The 21498-nt window shown below is 73.4% G+C and carries 17 protein-coding genes, 3 tRNA genes and 2 pseudogenes; 11 read left to right on the top strand and 11 right to left on the bottom strand.

Features of this window, described 5'->3' with window-relative positions; translation table 11 throughout:
* The first annotated feature begins 125 nt into the window (after window positions 1-125).
* The 8 genes from POF43_RS01910 to POF43_RS01875 all read left to right on the top strand — a co-directional run bounded on the left by POF43_RS01910 (window position 126) and on the right by POF43_RS01875 (window position 6439).
* On the top strand, window positions 126-1601 hold the full coding sequence (locus tag POF43_RS01910; protein WP_282698449.1) for an ATP-binding protein: 1476 nt from the start codon (window positions 126-128) through the stop codon (window positions 1599-1601).
* Window positions 1598-2038: a roadblock/LC7 domain-containing protein gene (locus POF43_RS01905; protein ID WP_271318603.1), complete on the top strand. Its 441-nt coding sequence runs from the start codon at window positions 1598-1600 to the stop codon at window positions 2036-2038. The genes POF43_RS01910 and POF43_RS01905 overlap by 4 nt, the downstream gene beginning before the upstream one ends.
* Window positions 2035-2391 (top strand): DUF742 domain-containing protein, encoded by a 357-nt coding sequence (locus tag POF43_RS01900; RefSeq protein WP_271325870.1) that lies wholly within the window; start codon window positions 2035-2037, stop codon window positions 2389-2391. The genes POF43_RS01905 and POF43_RS01900 overlap by 4 nt, the downstream gene beginning before the upstream one ends.
* The gene (locus tag POF43_RS01895) at window positions 2369-2968 is read left to right on the top strand and encodes a GTP-binding protein (RefSeq protein ID WP_271325869.1); all 600 of its coding nucleotides are present in this window, start codon (window positions 2369-2371) and stop codon (window positions 2966-2968) included. The genes POF43_RS01900 and POF43_RS01895 overlap by 23 nt, the downstream gene beginning before the upstream one ends.
* Window positions 2965-4401, top strand: coding sequence for a cytochrome P450 (locus POF43_RS01890; protein WP_282704365.1), 1437 nt, complete (start codon window positions 2965-2967; stop codon window positions 4399-4401). The genes POF43_RS01895 and POF43_RS01890 overlap by 4 nt, the downstream gene beginning before the upstream one ends.
* Complete coding sequence (locus POF43_RS01885; RefSeq protein ID WP_271318332.1) at window positions 4383-5501, top strand: cytochrome P450 family protein; 1119 nt, start codon at window positions 4383-4385, stop codon at window positions 5499-5501. The genes POF43_RS01890 and POF43_RS01885 overlap by 19 nt, the downstream gene beginning before the upstream one ends.
* A gap of 213 nt (window positions 5502-5714) precedes the next feature.
* Entirely contained in the window at window positions 5715-5963 is a 249-nt protein-coding gene (locus POF43_RS01880) for a DUF2277 domain-containing protein (protein WP_282698447.1), read from the top strand.
* Window positions 5964-6136: 173 nt separating this feature from the next.
* Window positions 6137-6439 carry a Smr/MutS family protein gene (locus POF43_RS01875; RefSeq protein ID WP_271318560.1) on the top strand — a complete coding sequence of 101 codons (303 nt, stop codon included), beginning with the start codon at window positions 6137-6139 and terminating at the stop codon, window positions 6437-6439.
* Here POF43_RS01875 and POF43_RS01870 read toward each other — a convergent pair.
* The 6 genes and pseudogenes from POF43_RS01870 to POF43_RS01845 all read right to left on the bottom strand — a co-directional run bounded on the left by POF43_RS01870 (window position 6426) and on the right by POF43_RS01845 (window position 13746).
* Window positions 6426-7900 (bottom strand): annotated as a pseudogene (locus POF43_RS01870) (UDP-galactopyranose mutase). The gene POF43_RS01875 and the pseudogene POF43_RS01870 sit on opposite strands and share 14 nt — an antisense overlap.
* A 20-nt stretch (window positions 7901-7920) precedes the next feature.
* Window positions 7921-9009 (bottom strand): Gfo/Idh/MocA family oxidoreductase, encoded by a 1089-nt coding sequence (locus tag POF43_RS01865; RefSeq protein ID WP_271315854.1) that lies wholly within the window; start codon window positions 9007-9009, stop codon window positions 7921-7923.
* 13 nt (window positions 9010-9022) lie between these two features.
* Window positions 9023-9859: an HAD family hydrolase gene (locus POF43_RS01860; RefSeq protein WP_271324408.1), complete on the bottom strand. Its 837-nt coding sequence runs from the start codon at window positions 9857-9859 to the stop codon at window positions 9023-9025.
* Entirely contained in the window at window positions 9856-10941 is a 1086-nt protein-coding gene (locus POF43_RS01855) for a hypothetical protein (protein ID WP_271324407.1), read from the bottom strand. The genes POF43_RS01860 and POF43_RS01855 overlap by 4 nt, the downstream gene beginning before the upstream one ends.
* Window positions 10938-12203 (bottom strand): type III PLP-dependent enzyme domain-containing protein, encoded by a 1266-nt coding sequence (locus POF43_RS01850; protein WP_271315857.1) that lies wholly within the window; start codon window positions 12201-12203, stop codon window positions 10938-10940. The genes POF43_RS01855 and POF43_RS01850 overlap by 4 nt, the downstream gene beginning before the upstream one ends.
* Before the next feature lie 166 nt (window positions 12204-12369).
* Window positions 12370-13746, bottom strand: a complete 1377-nt coding sequence (locus tag POF43_RS01845; RefSeq protein WP_271324406.1) for a wax ester/triacylglycerol synthase family O-acyltransferase — start codon at window positions 13744-13746, stop codon at window positions 12370-12372.
* A gap of 1349 nt (window positions 13747-15095) precedes the next feature.
* Here POF43_RS01845 and POF43_RS35375 point away from each other — a divergent pair.
* Window positions 15096-15394 (top strand): annotated as a pseudogene (locus tag POF43_RS35375) (tyrosine-type recombinase/integrase); the annotation flags it as partial.
* Window positions 15395-15528: 134 nt separating this feature from the next.
* Here the strand turns inward: POF43_RS35375 and POF43_RS01830 are convergent.
* The 3 genes from POF43_RS01830 to POF43_RS01820 all read right to left on the bottom strand — a co-directional run bounded on the left by POF43_RS01830 (window position 15529) and on the right by POF43_RS01820 (window position 15930).
* Window positions 15529-15602 (bottom strand) — tRNA-Ile (locus POF43_RS01830).
* A 176-nt stretch (window positions 15603-15778) separates the two neighbouring features.
* A tRNA-Asn gene (locus POF43_RS01825) sits at window positions 15779-15851 on the bottom strand.
* Window positions 15852-15857: 6 nt separating this feature from the next.
* Window positions 15858-15930: transfer RNA gene (locus POF43_RS01820), tRNA-Asn, on the bottom strand.
* 176 nt (window positions 15931-16106) lie between these two features.
* On the opposite strand from POF43_RS01820, the gene POF43_RS01815 reads away from it, so the two are divergent.
* Entirely contained in the window at window positions 16107-16406 is a 300-nt protein-coding gene (locus POF43_RS01815; RefSeq protein ID WP_271318354.1) for a YtxH domain-containing protein, read from the top strand.
* A gap of 28 nt (window positions 16407-16434) precedes the next feature.
* Complete coding sequence (locus POF43_RS01810; RefSeq protein ID WP_271318355.1) at window positions 16435-17907, top strand: FGGY family carbohydrate kinase; 1473 nt, start codon at window positions 16435-16437, stop codon at window positions 17905-17907.
* A 449-nt stretch (window positions 17908-18356) separates the two neighbouring features.
* Here the strand turns inward: POF43_RS01810 and POF43_RS01805 are convergent, their stop codons facing one another.
* Window positions 18357-19487, bottom strand: coding sequence for a sigma-70 family RNA polymerase sigma factor (locus POF43_RS01805; protein ID WP_372515761.1), 1131 nt, complete (start codon window positions 19485-19487; stop codon window positions 18357-18359).
* A 113-nt stretch (window positions 19488-19600) separates the two neighbouring features.
* Window positions 19601-21496 carry a DNA primase gene (gene dnaG / locus POF43_RS01800; protein ID WP_271325479.1) on the bottom strand — a complete coding sequence of 632 codons (1896 nt, stop codon included), beginning with the start codon at window positions 21494-21496 and terminating at the stop codon, window positions 19601-19603.
* Window positions 21497-21498 lie beyond the last annotated feature (2 nt).

Genomic DNA, 21498 nt, shown 5'->3' with positions numbered 1-21498 from the left:
GGCCCCGTAGGCTCCCCTGCTGGCATGGAAACGATCTCCGCACCGCGAAACCCCACGAAACGTGGCGAAGATGCGCGAATGCCGTTGAGCTTCCACAAAACAGAATCTGCGCCAACGAGGATCTGATGACACGAGACATTCCGGAGGCGGTGTTCTGGTGCCTCCTGGCCGTCGCACTGGCCGTCGTGGTCCTGCTGATACGCGAACGGCGCATCACCGCACGGCTGCGCGGCAAGGTCAAGGTGCTCGAGGACGACGTGCGCGCGCGGGACGCTGAGGTACGTCATCTGGCCGCCGTGCGGCTGCCGGCCCTGATGGAGAGCCTCACCGGCCGCCCGGTGGTCCCCGGACTGCTGCACGGCCGCCTCGCCGGCTCCGCGTTCGCGACCGGTCTGCACACCGTGCTCGACCTGTTCGCCCGCAGCACCGAGACCGCCCGCGAACGCGCCGACGTCTCGGCCAAGAGCGCGCTGAAGTCCTCGATGCGCGCCCTTCAGGGCCTGGCCAACGAACAGCAGCTCGCCATCTCCGAGATGCAGGAGCGGCACGACGACCCCTACGTCCTGGCCGACCTGCTGGAGATCGACCACACCAACTCCCAGTTCGGCCGCCGCGCGCAGGCCATCTCGGTGCTGTGCGGCTCCTGGCCCGGCCGCCAGCGGGCCGCCTCCCCGCTGGTCGACGTGGTGCGCGGCGCGACCTCGCGCATCCGTGACTACCGCCGGGTCCAGGTCCACTCGCAGGTCGACGTCGCCGTCACCAGCCGGGCCGTCGAGCCGATCGTGCTGGCCGTCGCGGAGCTGCTGGACAACGCCGCCCGCCACTCGCAGCCCAACACCTCGGTGCAGGTCAACCTCCAGCATGCGCACAACGGCGTCGCCATCGTCATCGACGACGCGGGCGTCGGCCTGCTGGAGCAGGAGATCCACCGGGCCGAGCAGCTGCTGGCCGGCCAGCAGTCGGTGGACATCCAGAAGCTGGGCGACCCGCCGCAGTTCGGCTTCGCCGTCATCGGCATCCTCGCCGACCGTTACGGCTTCCGCGTCTCGGTGGACACCCAGTCGCCCTACGGCGGGGTGCGCGCGGTGGTCTTCCTGCCCACCGCGCTGCTGACCCGCGTCCAGGACGACACCCCCCGTTCGGTCCCGGCGGCCCGGCCCGTCCCGGCGCCGCCGGCCCCGATACGCCCGCCCCTCACCCGCCGCACCGCCCCGGCTGCGGCCCCGGCCCCCGAGCCCGCGCAGGCGTCCGCCCCCGCACCGGAGCCCGCGGCCGCGCAGCCGCCCGCCCCGGCCCCGCAGCCCGCGGCACAGCCCGGGACGCAGCCCGATCCGGCCTCCGGGCCGGCAGCCGAGCCGATGACCGCCACCGCGCTGGGCCTGCCCAAGCGCCGCCGGCGTCAGCCGCTGGCCGAGAACGTCAACCCGGCCCCCGAGCCCGCCGAACCCGCCGCGCCGCAAGGGCGTTCGGCGTCGGAGGCCGCCGCCATCATGGGCGCGTTCGCCCGCGGCACCCGGTCCGGCCGCTCCTGCGCATCGGACGCCACGGACTCCACGGATTCCACGGACTCAACGGACCTCGAAGGGAACTCCCAGGCATGAACGCGAACGTGTCCGCACGGGCGAACGGCGGCACCCTCAACGACCAGTTGGGATGGATGCTCGACGACGCCCTGTCGGTACCGGAGGCACGGCACGCGATCCTGCTGTCCGCCGACGGCATGCTGCGCGCCCACTCCAAGGGCATCAGCCGCGACGAGGCCGAACGTCAGGCCGCCGCGCTCTCCGGCCTTCAGTCGATCAGCCGCAGCACCGCGGAGTTCACCGACCGGCCGTCCACCACCTGGCGCCAGACGCTGATCGAGTTCGCCGACGGCTTCGTCTTCCTGGTCGCCGCCGGACCCGGCGCCTACCTCGCCGTGTCCGCCTCGGCCGACGTCGACATGGAGGCCGTCACCTTCCGGATGCACAAGCTGGTCGACCGGCTCGGCAAGGAGCTGACCAGTCCCCCGCGTCAGGACGCCGGCAGGCCTGCGTGACGCCGCGGTCCGCGAAGCGCGGGCTGGTCCGGCCGTACGTGATCACCGACGGCCGCGCCCACCCGACCCGCAACACCTTCGACCTGGTGACGCTGGTCAGCGCCGCCCAGGGCGGCGACCTGGCCGGCCTCAGCCCGGAGAAACGCCGGGTGATGGCCTTGTGCCGGGGCGGCTCGCTGTCCGTCGCCGAGGTCGTCGGCCACCTCCAGATCCCGGTCAGCGTCACCAAGGTCCTGCTGGGCGACCTGGTCGACAGCGGCCACATCCTGACCCGTTCGCCCATACCGTCCGCCGAACTACCCGACATCAAGATCCTTCAGGAGGTCCTCGATGGGCTCCGCGCTCGCCTCTGAAGACGTGTATCTGCCCGACACCGTGCAGACGGCCGTCAAGCTGCTGGTCGTCGGGCACTTCGCCGTGGGCAAGACCACGTTCGTGGGCACCCTGTCGGAGATCCGGCCGCTGCGCACCGAAGAGACCATGTCGCAGGCCGGGGCGCACACCGACGACCTGGGCGGTGTGCCGCACAAGACGACCACCACGGTCGCGCTGGACTTCGGCCGGCTCACCCTCAACGAGCACCTGGTGCTCTACCTGTTCGGCGCCCCCGGCCAGCAGCGCTTCACCCAGCTGTGGCGGGACATGACCCAGGGGGCGCTCGGCGCCCTCGTGCTCGCCGACACCCGGCGCCTGGAGCACTCCTACGACGTGATGGGGCTGCTGGAGGAGCACGGGCTGCCCTACGCGGTCGCCGTCAACCACTTCGACGGCGCACCGGTGTTCGCCGAGGAGGACCTGCGCGAGGTCCTCGACCTGCTGCCCGAGATCCCGCTGGTCACCTGCGACGCGCGCGACACCCGCTCGTCCACCCAGGCCCTCATCTCGCTCGTCCAGTACCTGTACACCCGCAACACCCAGGAGCACGCGTGACCCACCCCGCCACCCCCGACGGCCCCGTCCCGCCGCCCGGCTGCCCCGCGCACGCCGGCGCGGCCAAGCTCTACGGGCCGCAGTTCGCCCAGGACCCGGCCGCGACGTACGAACGGCTGCGCGCCAACGGCCCGTTCGCACCGGTGGAGCTGGCACCGGGCGTCGAGGCGACCCTGGTCACCGGCTACGAGGCGGCGCTGCGGGTGCTGCGCGGCACCGACGCCTTCGGCAAGGACGCCCGGCGCTGGAAGGCGCTGAACGAGGGCAGGATCCCGGCCGACAGCCCGATCCTGCCGATGATGATCCACCGCCCCAACGCCTTCTTCGCCGAGGGCGACGAGCACCGGCGGCTGCGCGGCGCCATCGACGACAGCCTGCGCAACATCGACCCGGGCGCGCTGCGCGCCGCGATCGAGCGCAGCGCGGACGCGATCATCGACCGGTTCGCCGACAAGGGCGAGGCCGACCTGCTCGGCGACTACGCCAAGGAACTGCCGCTGCGCGTCGTCACCCAGCTGTTCGGCTCCACCCCGGACATCGGCGACCGGCTCTACACCGGTATCCGCAACATGTACGACGGCATCGAGCCGGAGGCCGCCAACGCCATGGTGGGCCAGGCGGTGATGGACCTGATCGCGCTGCGCCGCGCCGAGCCGGGCAACGACATCGTCACCTGGCTGACGCAGCACGAGTCGAAGCTGACCGAGGCCGAACTCATCGACCAGCTGGTCGTGATGATCGGCGCCAGCACCGAGCCGCAGCAGAACCTGATCACCAACGCGCTGCGGCTGCTGCTGGCCGACGACCGGTTCGGCGGCAGCCTCAACGGCGGCAGCCTGCCGGTCGAGGACGCGCTCGACGAGGTGCTGTGGACCGACCCGCCGCTGGCCAACTTCGCCCCGCACTACGCGTTCCAGGACGTGGAGATCGACGGGCACGTCCTGGCCGCCGGCACCCCGATCATCATCAGCTTCGCCGCCGCCACCACCGACCCGACCCTGATCAACGACAAGCGGGCCGGCAACCGGGCCCACCTGTCGTGGAGCGCCGGACCGCACGGCTGCCCCGCCCAGCGTGAGGCGCGCATCATCGCCTCGGTCGCCATCGAGCGGCTGCTCGACCGGCTGCCCGACGTCGAACTGGCCGTTCCCGTCGGCGCGCTGACCTGGCGGGAGGGACCGTTCCACCGGTCGCTGACCGCCCTGCCGGTACGGTTCCCGCCGGTCGCCCCGGTCCGTCCCGTACTGCCCCCCGAGACTTCCCCCGAGCATTCCGGAGACAGCAGATGGACAGCATCCTCCAGCCCGGCCACCGCACCCCGCACGTCCTCGACACCGCAGGAGCCGACGTCTCCGGCGAGGCCGTCCGGATCGCCGAGCGGGCGCCCGCGACGCCCGTGGAGCTTCCTGGCCAGGTGGTGGCGTGGTCGGTAGGCCGCCTCGACCTGCTGAAGAAGCTGCTGGTGGACCCGCGGGTCTCCAAGGACCCGCGGCAGCACTGGCGGGCCTTCGCCGCCGGTGAGGTCAAGCAGGACTGGCCGCTGTTCAGCTGGGTGGGGGTGAACAACATGTTCACCGCCTACGGCAACGACCACCGGCGGCTGCGCCGGCTGGTGTCGCAGGCGTTCACCGCCCGGCGGATCGCCGCGCTCCAGCCGCGCGTCGAGGAGTTCACCCGGGCCCTGGTGGACGGGCTGGCCGCGACACCGGCCGGCGCGACCGCCGACGTGCGGGAGGGCTTCGCCTACCCGCTGCCGATCCAGGTCATCTGCGACCTGTTCGGCGTGCCGGAGGGAGAGCTGCGCCACCGGCTGCGCCGGATCGTGGACGGGGTCTTCGACACCTCGCTCACCCCGCAGGAGGCGCTGGCCAACTTCCACGAGATGTACGCCTGCCTGGCCGACCTGCTGACCCTCAAGCGCGCCGAGCCCGGCGACGACATGACCAGCCTGCTGATCAGCACCCGCGACGAGGACGACGGCACCGGGCTCCAGGAGGACGAGCTGATCGACACCCTGCTGCTGGTCATCGGCGCGGGGCACGAGACGACCGTCAACCTCATCGACAACGCCATCCACGCCCTGCTCACCCACCCCGGCCAGCTCGCCCTGGTCCGCTCCGGGCAGGCGTCGTGGAACGACGTCATCGAGGAGGCGCTGCGCTACCGCGCGCCGATCGCCCACCTGCCGCTGCGGTACGCGGTGGAGGACATCGAGCTGGACGGGGTGACCATCCCCCGGGGCGACGCGATCCTCGCCAACTACGCCGGCGCCGGCCTGGACCGCGGCTTCCACGGCGAGACGGCCGGCGAGTTCGACGTCCTGCGGGCCGAGAAGGAACACCTGGCCTTCGGCCACGGCGTCCACTTCTGCCTGGGCGCCCCGCTGGCCCGGCTGGAGGCGGCGATCGCCCTGCCCGCGCTCTTCGACCGCTTCCCCGACATGAAGCTCGCCGTCCCGGCCGACCAGCTGGAACCGGTCGGCGGCTTCATCTCCAACGGCCACAAGCGCCTGCCGGTGCGTTTGCACGGGTGAGGGGGGTTTGGTCGGGGCCGGGCGGGGGTGTGGCGTGCGTCTGAGGGGGTTCGGCGTGGGTTCGGCCGGGGCCTGAGGGGGGCGGCTGGGGGCGGGGGCGGCGCTCCGGGGCCGGCGCTACGGGGGCCGGGCGGGTGCTCCGGAGGCGGTGTTCCGGTGGCGGGGTGCGGGGGGCGTTTTCGGTTCGTGGCGCGGGGGTCGCACACTGGGGGCATGTGCCGCAGTATCAAGACCCTCCGCCCGCCGGCGACGCCGCAGGCCACCGATGACGACATCACCGCCGCCGCGTTGCAGTACGTCCGCAAGGTCTCCGGTTTCCGCTCCCCCGCCGCGCACAACCGCGAGGCGTTCGACCGCGCGGTGACCGCCGTGGCCGACGCGACGCGTGAGCTGCTGGACGACCTCGTGGTGCGGGGAGCGTCGGCGGGGCCCGCGCGCGGGGCTGAGGGGGCGGCGGAGTAGGCGGCGGGGGCCGCGCGGGGCCGCACGGCGGGGCCGGACCGAGGCACGGAGTGCCGGGTGCCGGGGCGCTCCGGCGTACGAGGGCGCCGAAGGACATCAGGCAGGGGAACAGCCGGCCGGTGGTGTTCCGGTCGCCGGGGCGGACGAGGCGGATCGGGGCCTACGATCCCGTTGTGCCGCCCCGACCGACCCCGGTCCGGGCGTCCCGCCTGGAGGCGAACGCGTTGATCTCCCTGGACCTGCACCCGATCTTCCGCAACAACCGCGACATCGAACTCGCCCTGCGCGAGGCCCTGTTCCGCGCGGCCCGCACCGGTGAACCGGCCCTGGAGATCATCCCCGGCAAGGGCACCGGCCAGCTCCGCAAACGCGTCCTCGCCTTCCTCGGCCAGAAGCACATCCGCAAGCTCTACGACCGCCTGGAGACGGACCCGGCCAACCCGGGCCGCATCGTGGTCCACTTCACGCCGGCGTGACGGTGGACGGGCCGAAGAAGACGCCTGGCTCCGCCTGCGCCAGCTTGCGATAACGCGCGAGCGCCCTGCGGTCGGCCGGCGCGTTGATGGGGTAGTAGGGTTCGTCGCCCTCCTCCGCGAACCTGGAGAACTCACGCATGATCACGGTCCGGTCCGCCGGACAGTCCCGCTCGGGGTGCAGATGACGGAACTCGTGTATCCGGGTGAAGTCGACGTCCGCATCCGCGTAGTTCATCACCGACGTCCCCTGGTGGTCCCCGACCGGGAGAACCTCGGTCTCGAATCGGAGAGTGCGCCAGCCAAGGCGTCCCTCGCGGAAGTCGAAATACCGGTCTATCGGTCCCGTGCAGACGATCGGCACGTCCTTCAGGGGGCGCTCGTCGAAGAAGTCCGTGCCGGGACGGACCTCGATGTTCGGGTGCCCGGACATGCGCGTCATCCAAGCCGTGTAGCCGTCGAGCGGAAGTCCTTCGTAGGTATCCGAGAAAACCGGCTGTCGAAGGTGTAACGGACCGGAAGCCGCCCGATCGTCTCGCCCGGTAATTCGAGCGGGTCGGTCTGCCATTGTTTGGCGGTGTAGTTCCGGATGAACGCTTCGTAGAGCGGACGGCCGATCGAGGAGACGGCCTTCCCCTCCAGGGTGCCGGTATCCAGCCCCTCCGGCGCCTGTGTACGGATCAGCGCGCGGGCCTCGGTCGGCGACAGCGCTCTTCCGAAATAGCTGCATATGATGCCCAGGTTGATCGGCATCGAATAGATCATGCCGTCGTGGACCGAAAAGACTCGGTGCCGGTAGTCGGTGAACTCGGTGAATGCCATCGCCGGCCGGTCGGCGGCGTCGGCGGCCACCACGCGCACGTCGGCACCGAGGGTTTCGAGTTCGCAGACCAATTCGGCCGCGCCGGGTGCCTCCATGCCGTGCCGGGAGACCAGTACCAGGACCGCTGTACCGCGCGCGGCGATACGGCGTGCCACATGGCCGCCGAGGGCGCCGGTGCCCCCGGTGATGAGTACCGTGCCGCTCAGTGGCGAGGTCGCGGCGGGCGCCAGGACGGTCCTGGCCAGCCGTCGGCCGAGCAGGCTGTTGCCGCGTACCGCGATCTGGTCCTCCGGCCCGGCGGCTCCGGTGAGCACAGCAGCCAGCCGCCGCCGGGTGGTCTCGTCGGGGGACGGGGGCAGGTCGATCAGACCGGCCCACGTGGCGGGGCGTTCAAGGGCGGCGACCCGGCCCAGGCCCCACACGCCGGCCGTCGCCGCGTCGACGTCCGTGTCGTGCGGGCCGGTGGCGACAGCCCGGCTGGTGACGCACCACACCGGGACGTCCAGCCCGGCCTCGTCGATCAGCCGCAGCCAGGCCAGCAGGGTCTCGGCCCGGTCGGGGGCGGTCGGGGGCGGTCGGGGGCGGTCGGGGGCGGTCGGGGGCGGTCGGGGGCGAGTGGGGAGTCCCCCGCCCGGCCCCACCCGACCTGGCCGACCGGTCGTCAGTCCGCCGCCGCCCGCACCATGCCGATCATCAGACGGGTGTCGAGCAGGCTCTCCCGCGCGTCCGTCAGAGGCCGGGCCCCCGGTGTCGTGACGCACTCGTGGAAGTGCACCAGCTGCGCCCTGAACGCCTCCTCGTAGGACCCGGTGACGACCTCCTCGCGGGCCGCGCCCCGCGCGTCCGTCCCGGTGGCCGGCTCGTCGCGCCAGATCCGCACGGTGGAGGGGGCGTTCGGCAGGAACGGGTTGGTGACGTCCACCGTCACCGTGCGGTCCTCGCCCCAGACGGTCAGGCTCTCCTCGAAGCGGTGCACCCCGGTGGACGCGCCCTGGAAGACGCACTGGAACCCGTCGGCGTACTGGAGCGTCGCGGTCAGCGCCGTCCCGTCCGGCGAGCAGTGCGCCTTGACGGAGACCGGCTCGGCCGGGAAGGCGGCCCGGTAGAGGTTCACGTCGTGGCTCCAGACCCCGAACATGTCCATGTAGACCTCCAGGATCCGCTGCGGCGCGGCCCCGAACTCCTCGACGACCCGGGCGCGCCGCGGGTCCGGCCCCGGGTCGGCGGCGGCCGGGGAGCGCGTGACGTCGGCCAGCTCCGGGATGATCCAGTTGCCGTACCGCGGGCCCACCACGAGGTGGACCCGCGCCATGACGGGCCGGGTGATCCGGGCGATCTCCTCCAGCCCCCGGCGCACCCCGCTGTCGTACCGCTTCATGTACCCGACCATGACCGAGGCCCCGGTCCGCTCGGAGGCGGCGACGACCTGCTCGATCTCGGCCAGCGTGTAGCCGAGGGGCTTCTCGGTGAACACGTGCTTGCCCCGCTCCAGGGCGGCCAGCACCGCGGCCACGTGGTCCAGGGTCAGGACCACCACGGCGTCCAGGTCCGGCGTCCCCGCCAGCATCTCCTCGACCCCGGGGTACGTCCGCGGCACCCCGAACCGCCCGGCCACCGTGCGCGCCAGGTCCTCCTCCCGGTCGCAGACCGCCGCCACCTCGAACCGCTCGTGCAGCGCGGTGAGGTGCGGCAGGTGCACCAGCTGCGCGATCATCCCGCAGCCCACCACGCCCACTCGGACCCGTCGCATCCGTTCCCCTCCTTCAGGACCGGGCCGCGCCCCGCGGCACGGCCCGTCGTACCACCCGGCCCAGGATGTCCACGACACCCTCCAGGTCCTCCCCGGGCGAGACGTACCACGCCGCGTCCCGCACGTCGTCCGGCACCGAGTCGTCGGCCACGAACGCGCAGGCGACGCCCGGCACGCCGGGGATCCAGTCGGCCGGTGAGTTCCCCACCATCAGGACCCGCCGGCCCCGCTCCCCGGCCAGCCGGGCCAGGGTCGTGCGCTTGCCCAGCTCGGCCGGCGCGTAGGGGTGGATCCCCGCGCACGACCCGTCGGGGCTCAGGCCCACCGAGACCTCGACGCCGTCGTCCCCGCACCGCAGCGCCACGCACCGGGCGGCGTCGCGCACGAAGTCCGGCGGGCCGAACACCCCGGCGGACGCGCGCCGGTTCGCCCCGAACGCCCACGTGCCCGGCGCCGGCGGACCGCCGCCGAACTCGGGCGCCGTCACGTCCGCGGCCCGGCGCAGGCCGTGCGCGACGGCGGCCCGCTCCACCTCGGCGCGCACCTGCGGCAGCGCCGGGAAGGGGGTGACGACCCGCACCGCGGCGCCGTCGGCCACCACGTTCCCGTTCTCGGCGATCACCGGGAACCCCGGCGCCGCCTCCAGCCCGATGCCGGTCCCCAGCTCCCGCAGCTGCTCCAGCGGCGAGTCCGAGCACAGCCCGACCCGCACCCCTGCCGCGGTCAGCCGCCGCACCAGGGCGCGGAACCGGCGCAGCGCCGGCCCCTGCTCGGGCGGGCGGGCCACCGAGGGCACCAGCGTGCCGTTGACGTCGAGCAGCACGGTGTCGAAAAGTCCGGGCGCGGTCACCGGACCGCCGACGCCGTCAGCGTGCCGGTGGCGTGCGCCGCGATCCGCTCGGTCCAGGCGCCGAGCCCCGACGCGAGGTCGCCGATCAGCGGGCGGACCGGGCGGCCGGCGTCCGCCAGCCGCAGGGACTCCAGCAGCCGGCGGACCGCGGGGTGCAGGTCACCGACCAGCACCGGGCGGCCGGCCAGCCGCTCGGCCCGCTCGAAGAACCGCACGTTGGCCCCCAGCACGCGCAGGGCGAACTCCTCGTCGCGGTCCGCGGGGACGCCGGCGCGCGCCGAGGTCCGCACGAAGGGCAGCCAGTACGGGGCCCGGCCCCACGTCCCGTCCGGGAGCCGGACCACCAGCCCGGACAGCCCCAGCAGGAAGTTGCGCGGATCGGCCAGCTCCACCGCCCGCGCGCCCGGCGCGCCGCCGGTGGTGCGGTACTCCAGGACCGGGTCGAGGACGGCGCCCGGCACGGCGGGGCACGCCGCCGCGTCCAGCCGGACGCCCGGGACGACCCGGTGTACCCGGCGGCCCGCCGCCCCGAGCAGGCGGACAACGGCGGCGACGGTCTCGCCGGTGCAGATGTCGTCCTCGACGAGGGTGCAGCCCGCCCCGGCCGGGTCCCGGGGCAGCGCCGCGATCTGCTCGGCCACCGGGGCGGCACCGGGGCGCGGCACCAGGCCGATGGCCTCGCGCCCGCCGAGCAGGAAGCCGCGGGAGACCCGCAGGGGCGCCACCCCCCGCTCGACCAGTGGGTCGAGGCTGATCAGCGGCCCGTCCCCGGCCCGGCGGCGGACGGCCTCCTCCAGGCACAGCGGGTCGACGACGTGGAAGACCAGCCCGCCGGGGTACCGCGCCACGGCCCGCAGGGCGTCCCTCGTGTCGTGCTGGAAGCCGTGGTACGCCTCCGCGAGCCCGGACGCCGCCGCCGTGCCGCGGATCCCCAGGCGGTGGCCGAACTCCCGCACGCAGAGCGCGGTATCGTCCCGCATGACGACCACGAACGGGCCGCCGGCCGCCACCTCGACCACGGCCGGGGCCTCGGCCGCCGGGTCGGGCCGCACGAGGTGGTGGTCGGCGGCCCGGGTGATCACGGGGTGATCCGTTCGCGGCCCAGGAAGGCCCGGCCGCGCTCGACCTCCCGCTCGCCGTCGACCACCACTTCCAGCGGCATGGCGTGGCAGTGGAAGAGCGCCAGCGCCGAGTGCAGCCCGTAGGCGCCGACGTTGGGCACGGTGACCAGGTCGCCGACCGCCGCGCCGGGCAGGGCGCCGTCCCGGGTCCACACGTCGAGCGGGTGGCACAGCGGGCCGGCGACGATCGTCGCGCCGGACGGCTCCTGCCCGGCCGGCCGGTGCGGCGTGGGGCCGGGGAGCAGCTGCGGGTCGACCCGGTGCTCCTTGCGCAGGCCCGACATGCCGCCCAGGTCGTTGACCCCGGCGTCCAGCACGACGATGCGGCGGCCGTGCGAGCGCTTCACGTCCAGCACCCGGGTCAGCAGCCGTCCGCAGCCGGCCGTCAGGTAGCGGCCGGACTCGAACACCACCTGCCGCTCTCCCGCCCCGTACCCGGGCAGCTCCGCGGCGAGCAGCTCCTCCAGCCGCCCGCGCAGCGTCGTGAACCGTGGCAGGGCGCCCTCGACGGCGTAGGGCGCGCCGAAGCCGCCGCCGAGGTCCACCACCGGCAGCCGCACGTCCAGCGCCGCCTCGACCTGGCGGACCACCTCCAGCGCGTACCGGAAGGTGGCGAGCAGCGTCTCCTCGCTGGTGAGGTTGCTGCCCATGTAGAGGTGGATCCCGGCCACCCGCGCGTGGCGACGGCTCTTGAAGAACTGCGGCTCCTCCTCGACCCACGACAGGTCGGCGCCGAACTGCGAGGGCCCGCCGGTCATGGCGAGCCCGGCGCCCACCGGCGGGACGGGCGGGTTGACCCGCAGCAGCGCGGTGACCTCCGTCGCCGCGGCGCGGCCCAGCCGGTCCAACTGGTCCAGCGCGTAAGGGGAGTCGACGGAAAACTGCCGGACACCGGCTTCCAGGGCCCGCACGACGTCGCGGTCGCGTTTACCCGGACCGGTGTAGAGAATGCCGTCGGCGCGGAATCCGGCCGCCACGGCGGATTCCATCTCACCGGGCGAACTGACCTCGGCCCGGCAGCCGAGCGCGGCCAGTTGCCGCAGTACCGCCGGGTGCGGATTGGCCTTCAGGGAGAAGAGCAGCCCGGAGGATTCCGGAAGACAACCACGCAGTTGCCCGTACGCGCCGCGCACGGCGGCCAGATCGTAGAGATAGGCCGGGGTCTCCACCCGGTTCTGCAACGGCTCCGTCGGGTCCCCCGCTTCTCCGGTGCCGCCGTGCATCAGCCCAGAACCCCCGTCGCCTCGTGTCCACATGACATGACCACCCGTCATACTAGGCTGATCATGCTCCTGCGAGCCAGGCAATCCAGCTGATGCCAGCGGCACTTGACGCACCGTCCGACATTCCTGGGCAGCATCGATGACGGGGCGTCGACGCCGGGGTGAGCTACCGGCATACGGCACCCGTGCGCCCCACCGCCCGCTCCAGACACCGCAGTTCGTCGCCGACCAGGTCGCCCACCTCGTCCAGCGGCACCGGCAGCGCGCCGTCCCCGAGGAAGGAGAGGTCGAAGCGCCCGGCGCCGGAGCGGGCCACCACGAACAACCGCACCCCGTGGCAGACGCTGCCCAGCGGATGCAGCCCCTCGACCCGGCAGCCCGCCACGTACTCCTGCACCGCGGGACCGGGCACGTTCGAGACCACGACGTTGTACGGCGGCCGGGTCGCGCCACCCGCCCCGAGCAGGTTCTGCGCGACGAACGGCCAGGTGAACAGCGCGCCGTACAGGCCCGCCGACCCCTGCGGCAGGCCACCCAGCTCCCGCTTGGCGATCGCGCTGGAGCGCGCCACGGTCCGCAGCCGCTCCAGCGGGTCCGCGACTGCGGTGCCCAGACTCATCACCGTCAGGGCGAAGGCGTTGGCCGTCGTCGTATCACCCGGCCGGCGGGTCGAGACGGGGGTGCCGGCGGTGAGCGAGCGCTCCGGCAGCCGCCCCAGCTCCAGCAGGGAGCGCCGCAGCGCGCCGCCGCACACCGACAGCAGCACGTCGTTGACCGTCACGCCGGCCGCCTTGGCCGTCACCCGGAACCGGTCCAGGCCGTACGTCCTGGTCACCACCGACCGCGTGGTTCCGACCGCGCCGTTGACCGGGGAGCGCGGCACCACGAACGGCACGGCGCGCGCCGGGTCGCCCGCCGCGCGCAGCCCGGCCAGCATCGTCAACGCGGCCCGGCCCAGCCCGGCGGCGCTGCCCCCCGCACCGGTCGGCTCGCCCCCGGCCGGCTCCGGCGTGCCCGCTCCGCACTCCGCGCCCCACGGCGCGTCGGTGCCCTCGTCCAGCGGGTCGACGCCGATCATCCGCCGCATGCTCCGCTGGAGGCCGAGCCCGTCGGTGAGCGCATGGTGCACTTTGAAGTAGAACGCCAGCCTGCCACCGGCCAGCCCCTCGATCACCTCGCACTCCCACAGCGGCCGGCCGGGTTCGAGCGGGCGGGCGTGCACCAGCGCCACGTGGTCGAGCAGTTCGCGCTCACCGCCCGGCGCGAGCAGCAGGTGGCGGCGCACGTGGTGCGAGCGATCCACGTCCTCGTCGGCGAGCACCTGCCAGCTGCGGCTGAACCGGCCGGCACCGGCCGGGCGCAGCCGGTAGGAGAAGGGCGCCGCGACGGGCGCGCCCACCAGCCGCTCGAACAGCCGCCGGGCGTACGGACCCGGATCGGCGCCGGCCGGCGGGGCAAGCGTCATCAGCAGCCCCACGTGCTGCGGGGTGGCCGCGGACTCCAGCGCGAGGAACACCCGGTCCGACATCCGTATCCTGGTCACCGCACCCCGTCTCCCGCCCCGGCGGCCGGCTCGCGTGGTGCACGCGCCACCGCCCGGGCCGTCATCCGCCCGCGCTCCACCGGCCGCGGGAGGGGGCCCAGTCTGCTGGACGACCCGGCCGTCCTACAAACCGGCGCCGTGCCGGGGAGGTTGCTCCGACACCCGGTCCCCGTGCTCCCGTACCCGGCGCGCTGCGGCCGGTGCCCGGTGACCGGGACCCGCGGTTCCCACTGCGCCGGCGACCGGCATCTGCAGGCCACACGTGTTGCCGCTGCGGTCCCGGCGAACGCTTGACGCTCCGTCGCGGCCGTAGGTGACTCGCCATCACCGATGGCGAAACCGGTGCGGTCGACGGTTCTCCGGCCGCGATCCGAGGAGGGCGAAGACCCGCGCTCGCTCCCGGCCCGCGCGTGCCCCTCGGGACAATGCAGATGCCGCCATGATGCCCCCCTGGTGATCAGTAGGTATCACAGTGACGCCAGAGGTGTATCACCTCATTGCGGCAGCGCTTTTTCGGATCGCAAAGTGTTTCCATGACACCTGATCAATGGCCGACCGCCCTCACGGCCCGCATCGCCCAGGGGATCCGCGAAGCACGACGGGCCGCCGACCTCACCATGGCGGAGGTGGCCCACGGCTGCGCCGACGAGCCGGTCTCTTCGGGAAGGCCAACCCTTTACGCGCCCTTGCCCCGATACCTCGCCGACGAGGCCGGTGGCCGGACGGACCAACCACAGATCACGTCAAAGAGAAGCGGACAAGACATGAAGGGCTCGACGTTCCGGCGGTGTGCCTGCCGGAACCCCGAATCAGGGAAGCAGTACGGCCGATCATGCCCCTAGTTCAAACAGAAGCGCCACGGCACCTGGGGGCTGCGCCAGGAGCTGCCTCCGAAGGTCGAGGACGGCAAGGAGGTCCGGCGGACGTTCCGGCGGAGCGGCTACGACTCCGCCGGTGACGCTCAGGCGGATGTGGACAAGGTGCGCGCGCTCCTCGCGATTCCGCCCAAGGGGGAGGACGGCGACTACGACCGCGCCCGCATCGGCGACCTCCTGGAGCAGGTCACCTCGAAGAAGCTGGACATCCCGCCTGCGGACGAGGTACGACGCGAGCTCAACGGCGGCGTCGACCTGCGGTCGGACATGACCGTGGCGGAGTGGCTGGAGGTGTTCCTGACCAACAACCCGCCGCCAGGAAGCCGCACATCGGTGACGGCAAGCGCCCAAAGGGCGTCCTGTGGACACCGGAGCGCGTCCGGCGCTGGCGGGAGACCGGCGAAGTTCCGAGCCCGATCATGGTGTGGAGTCCGGAACCGAACCCGACAGAACGAGCTGCGGCTGACGTGCGGCGACGCCTGGAAGAACACTGGCAAGGTGTTCACGCAGGAGGACGGGCCTGGCTGAAGCCGGACGGGGTGTCAGCCGCCTTCCGTCGCATCGTACGCGCCGCCGGCCTGCCTCCGATCGGCTTCCGAGATCTCCGCCATGTGGCGGCCACGCTCATGCACGCGGGCGGCGCCGACCTCCACACGATCAAGGAGGTCCTGCGTCACACCACCATCCAGCTCACGTCGGACACGTACACAAACCTGCTTCCGAACATCGACCGCGAGGTAGCGGAACGGGCCGCACGTATCGTGCCGAGGGCGCTGGGAACCACCGGGCTCACCTCGGGCTCACCGTCGGTCACGCGAGCCTGTCGGCCATCAGGGGCGGCCTTCGGCGTGGCGTCCGATCCTGACGCCTGCGCAGGTCATAACGTCTCAGCTGACGCAGTGTGCGGTGGGGCGGGTGGGACTCGAACCCACGACCGACGGATTATGAGTCCGCTGCTCTAACCGGCTGAGCTACCGCCCCGTACTGGCGTGTCGTGCACTGAGCGGCAGCATAGCCGCTCATACGATCTGTCGCCCTCAGGGGTCACGCATGCGTGCGGTGACGAGGTTCACCCCCGCGGGGAGGGTGTTCGAGCGGCCCGGGGCGGGTGGGGCGCGGGCATGAAAAAGGACCCCGGGTGGGGTCCTGGCGTCGTGCTCCCCCGACTGGACTCGAACCAGTAACCTGCCGGTTAACAGCCGGCTGCTCTGCCAATTGAGCTACAGGGGACCGAAGCTCCCCCGACTGGACTCGAACCAGTAACCTGCCGGTTAACAGCCGGCTGCTCTGCCAATTGAGCTACAGGGGAACGCATCGGATGCCTCGAATGCACCCACCGCCGGTCTCCCGGGCGGCGTGTGGTCGCTGCGCCACATACATTAGCGCAAGGTGGGGGGTGCTCCGCCAACCCGTATCGCCGGGGTTGTCCGCCGGTCACCGCGGGTAGGCGCCAAGCATCACGACGAGCGAAGAAAGGGTGGAGCCATGCGCTACCGGCTGACGTTCATCACCGGAGCAGCCGTCGGCTACGTGCTGGGCGCACGGGCCGGACGGGAGCGGTACGAGCAGCTGCGTAAGGCCGCCCGGGGGATCGCGCAGAACCCGGCGGTACGCAACACCGTGGAGTCCGCGGGGCAGAACGGGCTGGCGCTGGCGTCGAAGGCGGCGGACCGGGTGACCACGCGGTTCGGCGACAAGCTGCCGGAATCGGTCACCGGACGGGTGAAGTACCTGCGCGAGCGGACCGGCGGGGCCGAGGACGACTGGGGCACCAGCAGCCGCTGACCCGTTTCGTACGGCATGATGCGGCCCCATGGGGATCGTGGCCGGAATCGACAGCTCAGCCGAAGGCACCACCGTCATCGTGTGCGACACGGACAGTGGTGCCGTGCTCAAGCAGGGGTACGCACCGCACCCCGCCGACGGCGACGAGGGCGGCGAGTCGACCCGGCGCCGCACCGAGGCCGACCCGCAGTCCTGGCTGCTGTCGCTGGGCGAGGCGGCCAAGGGCGGCGTGCTGGAGGGCGTGCGGGCCATCGGCGTCTCCGGCCAGCAGCACGGCCTGATCGCGCTGGACGCGGGCGGGGTGCTGGTGCGCCCGGCCATGCTGTGGAACGACAAACGGGCCCAGCTGGCGGCCGCCGACCTCACCGAGTCGCTCGGCGGCCCGGCCGGCTGGGCCGAGGCGGTCGGCTCGGTGCCGCAGGCCGCCTACCCGATCGCCAAGCTGCGCTGGCTGGCGCAGCACGAACCGGCCTCCGCGCACCGGATCGCCGAGGTGCTCCAGCCGCACGACTGGCTGGTGTGGCAGCTGCTGGACCGGCCCGCCCGCCGCGTCACCGACCGCGGTGACGCCTCCGGCACCGGCTACTGGTCGGCGGCGACCGGCGGGTACCGCGAGGAACTGATCGAAATGGCGCTGGGCCACCGGGTCCGGCTGCCGGAGGTGCTCAGCCCCGCCGAGCCGGCCGGCCGGACCCCGGAGGGCCTGCTGATCTCGGCCGGCACCGGCGACAACATGGCCGCCGCCCTGGGCCTGGGCCTGGGTCCGGGCGACGCCGCGGTCTCGCTGGGCGCCTCCGGCACCGTGTTCGCCGTGCACGAGCAGGCGCTGACCGACCCCACCGGTGCCATCACCTCGTTCGCCGACGCCACCGGCCGCCATCTGCCGGTGGTGCGGCTGCGCAACGCGGTGCGGGTGCTGCGCGGCACCGCGGAGCTGCTGGGCACCGACCTGGCGGGCCTGTCCGAACTGGCGCTGCGGTCCACGCCGGGGGCGCACGGGCTGGTGATGCTGCCGTACCTGGAGGGCGAACGCGTTCCCGACCTGCCGCACACCGCCGGCACGCTGGCCGGCCTGCGGCGCGAGAGCATGAAGCGCGAGCACCTGGCCCGCGCCGCCTTCGAGGGCATGCTGTGCGGCCTGGCCGACGCGCTGGACCTGCTGCGTGGCCGGGGCGTTCAGGTGCGCCGGGTCTTCCTGCTGGGCCCGTCCGGCGAGCTGCCAGCGGTGCAGGCGATGGCGCCGCTGCTGTTCGGCGTGCCGGTGGTGGTGCCGCCGCCGGCCGACTACACGGCGCTGGGCGCGGCCCGGCAGGCGGCCTGGGCGCTGGGCGTGCAGGAGGGCACCGCCTCGCCGCAGGAGCCGCCGCACTGGGAGTCCGCGGTGCTGTCCGGCAGCCGGGTGACGGAACCCGGGGACGACCTGGTGCTGGGCAACGCGGTACGGCAGCAGTACGCCGCGGTGCGCGAGCAGACCCATCCGGGTGCCCTGCCGCCGATGTGACCGCCCGACGGTAAGACTGTCGCAGAAACGGATCACCACCGGCGCTCCGGCAGGCATCACCGGCTTCCGGTCAGGCGCTCTCGGGTGCCCGTCGGCCACCACCGGAGCCTCCACCCGCTCCCCCGTCAGGGCACCATCCGCTCCCCGGCACGACCGGCGGGCGGGCCTGCGCACGCTGGCGGCGGCCCTCGCCACGGCCGGCGGCAGCCTTCAGCACCACTGGCAGCGGCTGCACACGGCTCCCCGCCACACCCGCCTGCGGCTCCCCTCACCGCCCGCAGCCCCGCCCCCACCGGTCGGCACCCCCGCCACCGCTGGCGGCACCCCTCAGCACCCCCGACCACGGCCGACGGCGGCCCCGCCACGCCCGACGGCGGACCTCGCCACGCCCGGCGGCGGCCCCCGCCACGCCCGACGGCGGCCCCCGCCACGCCCGGCGGCAACCCCCCTCAGTCCAGATACCCCCGCAGCTGTTCGACGCAGGCGTGCTCGCGGAGTTTGCGCAGGGTGCGGGACTCGATCTGCCGGACGCGTTCGCGGGTGACGCCGAAGATCCGGCCGATCTCCTCCAGGGTGCGGGGGCGGCCGTCGCGCAGGCCGTAGCGCAGCTGGACGACCTCGCGTTCGCGCGGGCCGAGGGTGGACAGCACCGCGGCCAGGTGCTCGCGCAGCAGCAGGAACGCGGCGGAGTCCGGCGGCGAGGCGGCCTCGGTGTCCTCGATGAGGTCGGCGAGCTGGAGGCTGTCGCGCTCGCCGACGGGGGTGTGCAGGGAGACCGGTTCCTGGGCCAGCCGCAGCAGTTCGGCGACGCGTTCGGCGGACTGGCCGACCAGGACGGCGACTTCGGCGTTGCCGGGCGGCAGGCCGCGTTCCTGGTGCAGCGTCCGGCGCAGCCGCAGGACCCGGTTCATCTGGTCGACGACGTGTGCCGGGACGCGGATGGTGCGGGCCTGGTCGGCCAGCGCGCGGCTGATGGACTGCCGGATCCACCAGGTCGCGTAGGTGGAGAACTTGTAGCCGCGGGTGTGGTCGAACTTCTCCACCGCGCGGATCAGGCCGAGGTTGCCCTCCTGGACCAGGTCGAGCAGGGTCAGGCCGCGGCCGGCGTGGCGTTTGGCGATGGAGACCACCAGCCGCAGGTTGGCCTCGATCAGCCGGCGTTTGGCGAGCCGGCCGCGGACCACCAGCCGGTCGAGGTCGTCGGCGAGCCGCGGGTCGGCGGGGTCGGCGGGGTCGAGGGGGACGGACCCGGCGGCCAGCCGCTCCTGCGCGAACAGCCCGGCCTCGACGGCGCGGGCGAGTTCCACCTCGTCGTCGCCGGTCAGCAGCGGAACGCGGCCTATCTCGCGCAGGTAGACGCGCAGCAGGTCGGAGGAGGGGCCGGCGTCGGGGCGGTCCGGCCGGGCGGCGGCACGGCGCTGGACCGGTACCTGGACCTGGACCGGTCCCTGGACCTGGACCGGTGGGGCGTCGGGGGTGGTGAGTTGGGGTTCCGGAGCCTTGATCTGCACGACGCCTCCCGTTGAGCGCGGTCGCCGACTCGGAGGGCGGGGCGCCCCGCCAGGGCCCGGCGGCCGCACGGGCCACCGGGACCGGCGGCGCGGTCCTCAGGGTTCCAGTGTGCGCCGCGGCACTGCGCGTGACGAGGGGTGTGCGGGCGGTTTTCGTCGCGCGGCCGGCCGGCGGGCAGCCGTCAGAGTGCTTCGACGCCCTGGTCGCGCAGGCGTTTGCCGTACTGCTGGAGCGCCCACAGTTCACCGTGCACGGCGGTGTGCCGCTCGGGGTCCGGGCTCATGCCCAACCGGGCGGCCTCGGACCGCAGTTCGGCCTCGCGGCGCTTGACCGCCTGGAGCCTGACGTCCACCAGGATGCGGCCCGCGTAGACGTCGGGGGACTTGCTCTGAACGGCCTCGACGGCCAGTTCGGTGATCATCGAACGGGTCATGTTGTCCGGGGCCGCGTCGCTGACGCGCCGGAGGTAGTCGGCGTCGGCGCCCTCGGTGCCGCCCGCCTCGGCGATGGCCCGGCGCACGGCCGCGTAGGGCGGGCCGGTGAACTCGTCCTCGCCGTAGGCGTCGAACGCCGGGGCGACCAACTGCGGGTATTGCAGGGCGAGTTTGAGCAGTTCGCGTTCGACGCGGTGGTGCGGGGCGCGCAGGTTCAGCGGGGGGCCGGTCAGGCCGCGCGCGGCCTGCGGGGGGGCCTCCGCAGCGGCCTGGCCACGGGTGTGCCGGGCCTCGGGCTGCTGCTTGCGGTCCCGCTGCCAGGTGGCCAGCTGGCTGACCCGGCGGACGGCGACCTGGTTCTCGATGACGTACCCGAGCAGCCCGGAGAGCATCACCGCGTACCGGTGCCGGATGGCGGTGTCCTTGATCCGGGCGACGATCGGGGCCGCCGCCTCCAGGGCCGCGGCCTGGCCCTCGGGGGTGTCGATGTCGTGCTGGTCGGTCGCCGAGCGGATGGCGAACTCGAAGAGCGGCGTGCTCTCGTCGACGAGCTGGCGCACGGCCTCGTCGCCCTTGGCCAGCCGCAGTTCGCACGGGTCCATGCCGCCCGGGCTGATCGCGATGTTCGTGGCGGCGGCGAACTTCTGGTCGTCCTCGAACGCCCGCAGCGCCGCGCGCTGGCCGGCCGCGTCGCCGTCGAAGGTGAAGATGACCTTGTTGCGCGAGGAGTCCATCAGCACCCGGCGCAGGATCTTGACGTGGTCGCCGGCGAAGGCGGTGCCGCAGGTGGCGATGGCGGTGGTGACGCCGGCGAGGTGGCAGGCCATGACGTCGGTGTAGCCCTCGACGACGACGGCCCGGCCGGTGCGGCCGATCTCCTTCTTGGCCAGGTCGATGCCGTACAGGACGTGGGACTTCTTGTAGAGCGGGGTCTCGGGGGTGTTGAGGTACTTCGGCCCGTTGTCGTCGTCGCGCAGCTTGCGGGCGCCGAAGCCGATGACCTCGCCGGTGATGTCGCGGATCGGCCAGACCAGGCGGCCGCGGAACCGGTCGATGGGGCCGCGGCGGCCGTCGCTGGCCAGGCCGCCGGTGAGCAGTTCCTTGTCGGTGAAGCCCTGGCCGCGCAGGTAGCGCACCAGGTGGTCCCAGCCGGCCGGGGCGTAGCCGACGCCGAAGTGGGCGGCGGCGTCCTGCCCGAAGCCGCGGGCGGCCAGGAAGGCGCGGCCGATCTCCGCCTCGGCGCTGTCGAGCTGCTCGGTGTAGAACCGGGCGGCGGCCTTGTGCGCCTCGATCAGCCGGGTGCGCTCGCCCTGCTGGCGGGCCGGGTTGTAGCCGCCGTCCTCGTAGCGCAGGGTGATGCCGGCCTGCGCGGCGAGCCGTTCGACCGCCTCGGAGAACGTGAGGTGGTCGAGCTTCATGACGAAGTCGAGGGTGTCGCCGCCCTCCTGGCAGCCGAAGCAGTAGAAGAGCCCCTTGCTGGCGCTGACCTGGAACGACGGGGACTTCTCGTCGTGGAACGGGCACAGGCCCTTGAGGTTGCCGCCGCCGGCCGGGCGCAGCTGGAGGTACTGCGCGACGACGGAGTCGATCGGGACCGCGTCCCGTACCGTCTTCACGTCCTCGTCCCTGATCCGTCCCGCCACAC

The organism is Streptantibioticus silvisoli (assembly GCF_027947535.2).
GTDB lineage: Bacteria > Actinomycetota > Actinomycetes > Streptomycetales > Streptomycetaceae > Streptantibioticus_C > Streptantibioticus_C silvisoli.
This window is presented reverse-complemented; position numbering and strand designations above follow the sequence as displayed.

Coding starts and splice junctions, on each gene's coding strand:
- POF43_RS01910 (WP_282698449.1), top strand. CDS start 126: ATGACACGAGACATTCCGGAGGCGGTGTTCTGGTGCCTCCTGGCCGTC.
- POF43_RS01905 (WP_271318603.1), top strand. CDS start 1,598: ATGAACGCGAACGTGTCCGCACGGGCGAACGGCGGCACCCTCAACGAC.
- POF43_RS01895 (WP_271325869.1), top strand. CDS start 2,369: ATGGGCTCCGCGCTCGCCTCTGAAGACGTGTATCTGCCCGACACCGTG.
- POF43_RS01880 (WP_282698447.1), top strand. CDS start 5,715: ATGTGCCGCAGTATCAAGACCCTCCGCCCGCCGGCGACGCCGCAGGCC.
- POF43_RS01865 (WP_271315854.1), bottom strand. CDS start 9,009: ATGCGACGGGTCCGAGTGGGCGTGGTGGGCTGCGGGATGATCGCGCAG.
- POF43_RS01850 (WP_271315857.1), bottom strand. CDS start 12,203: ATGCACGGCGGCACCGGAGAAGCGGGGGACCCGACGGAGCCGTTGCAG.
- POF43_RS01815 (WP_271318354.1), top strand. CDS start 16,107: ATGCGCTACCGGCTGACGTTCATCACCGGAGCAGCCGTCGGCTACGTG.
- POF43_RS01810 (WP_271318355.1), top strand. CDS start 16,435: ATGGGGATCGTGGCCGGAATCGACAGCTCAGCCGAAGGCACCACCGTC.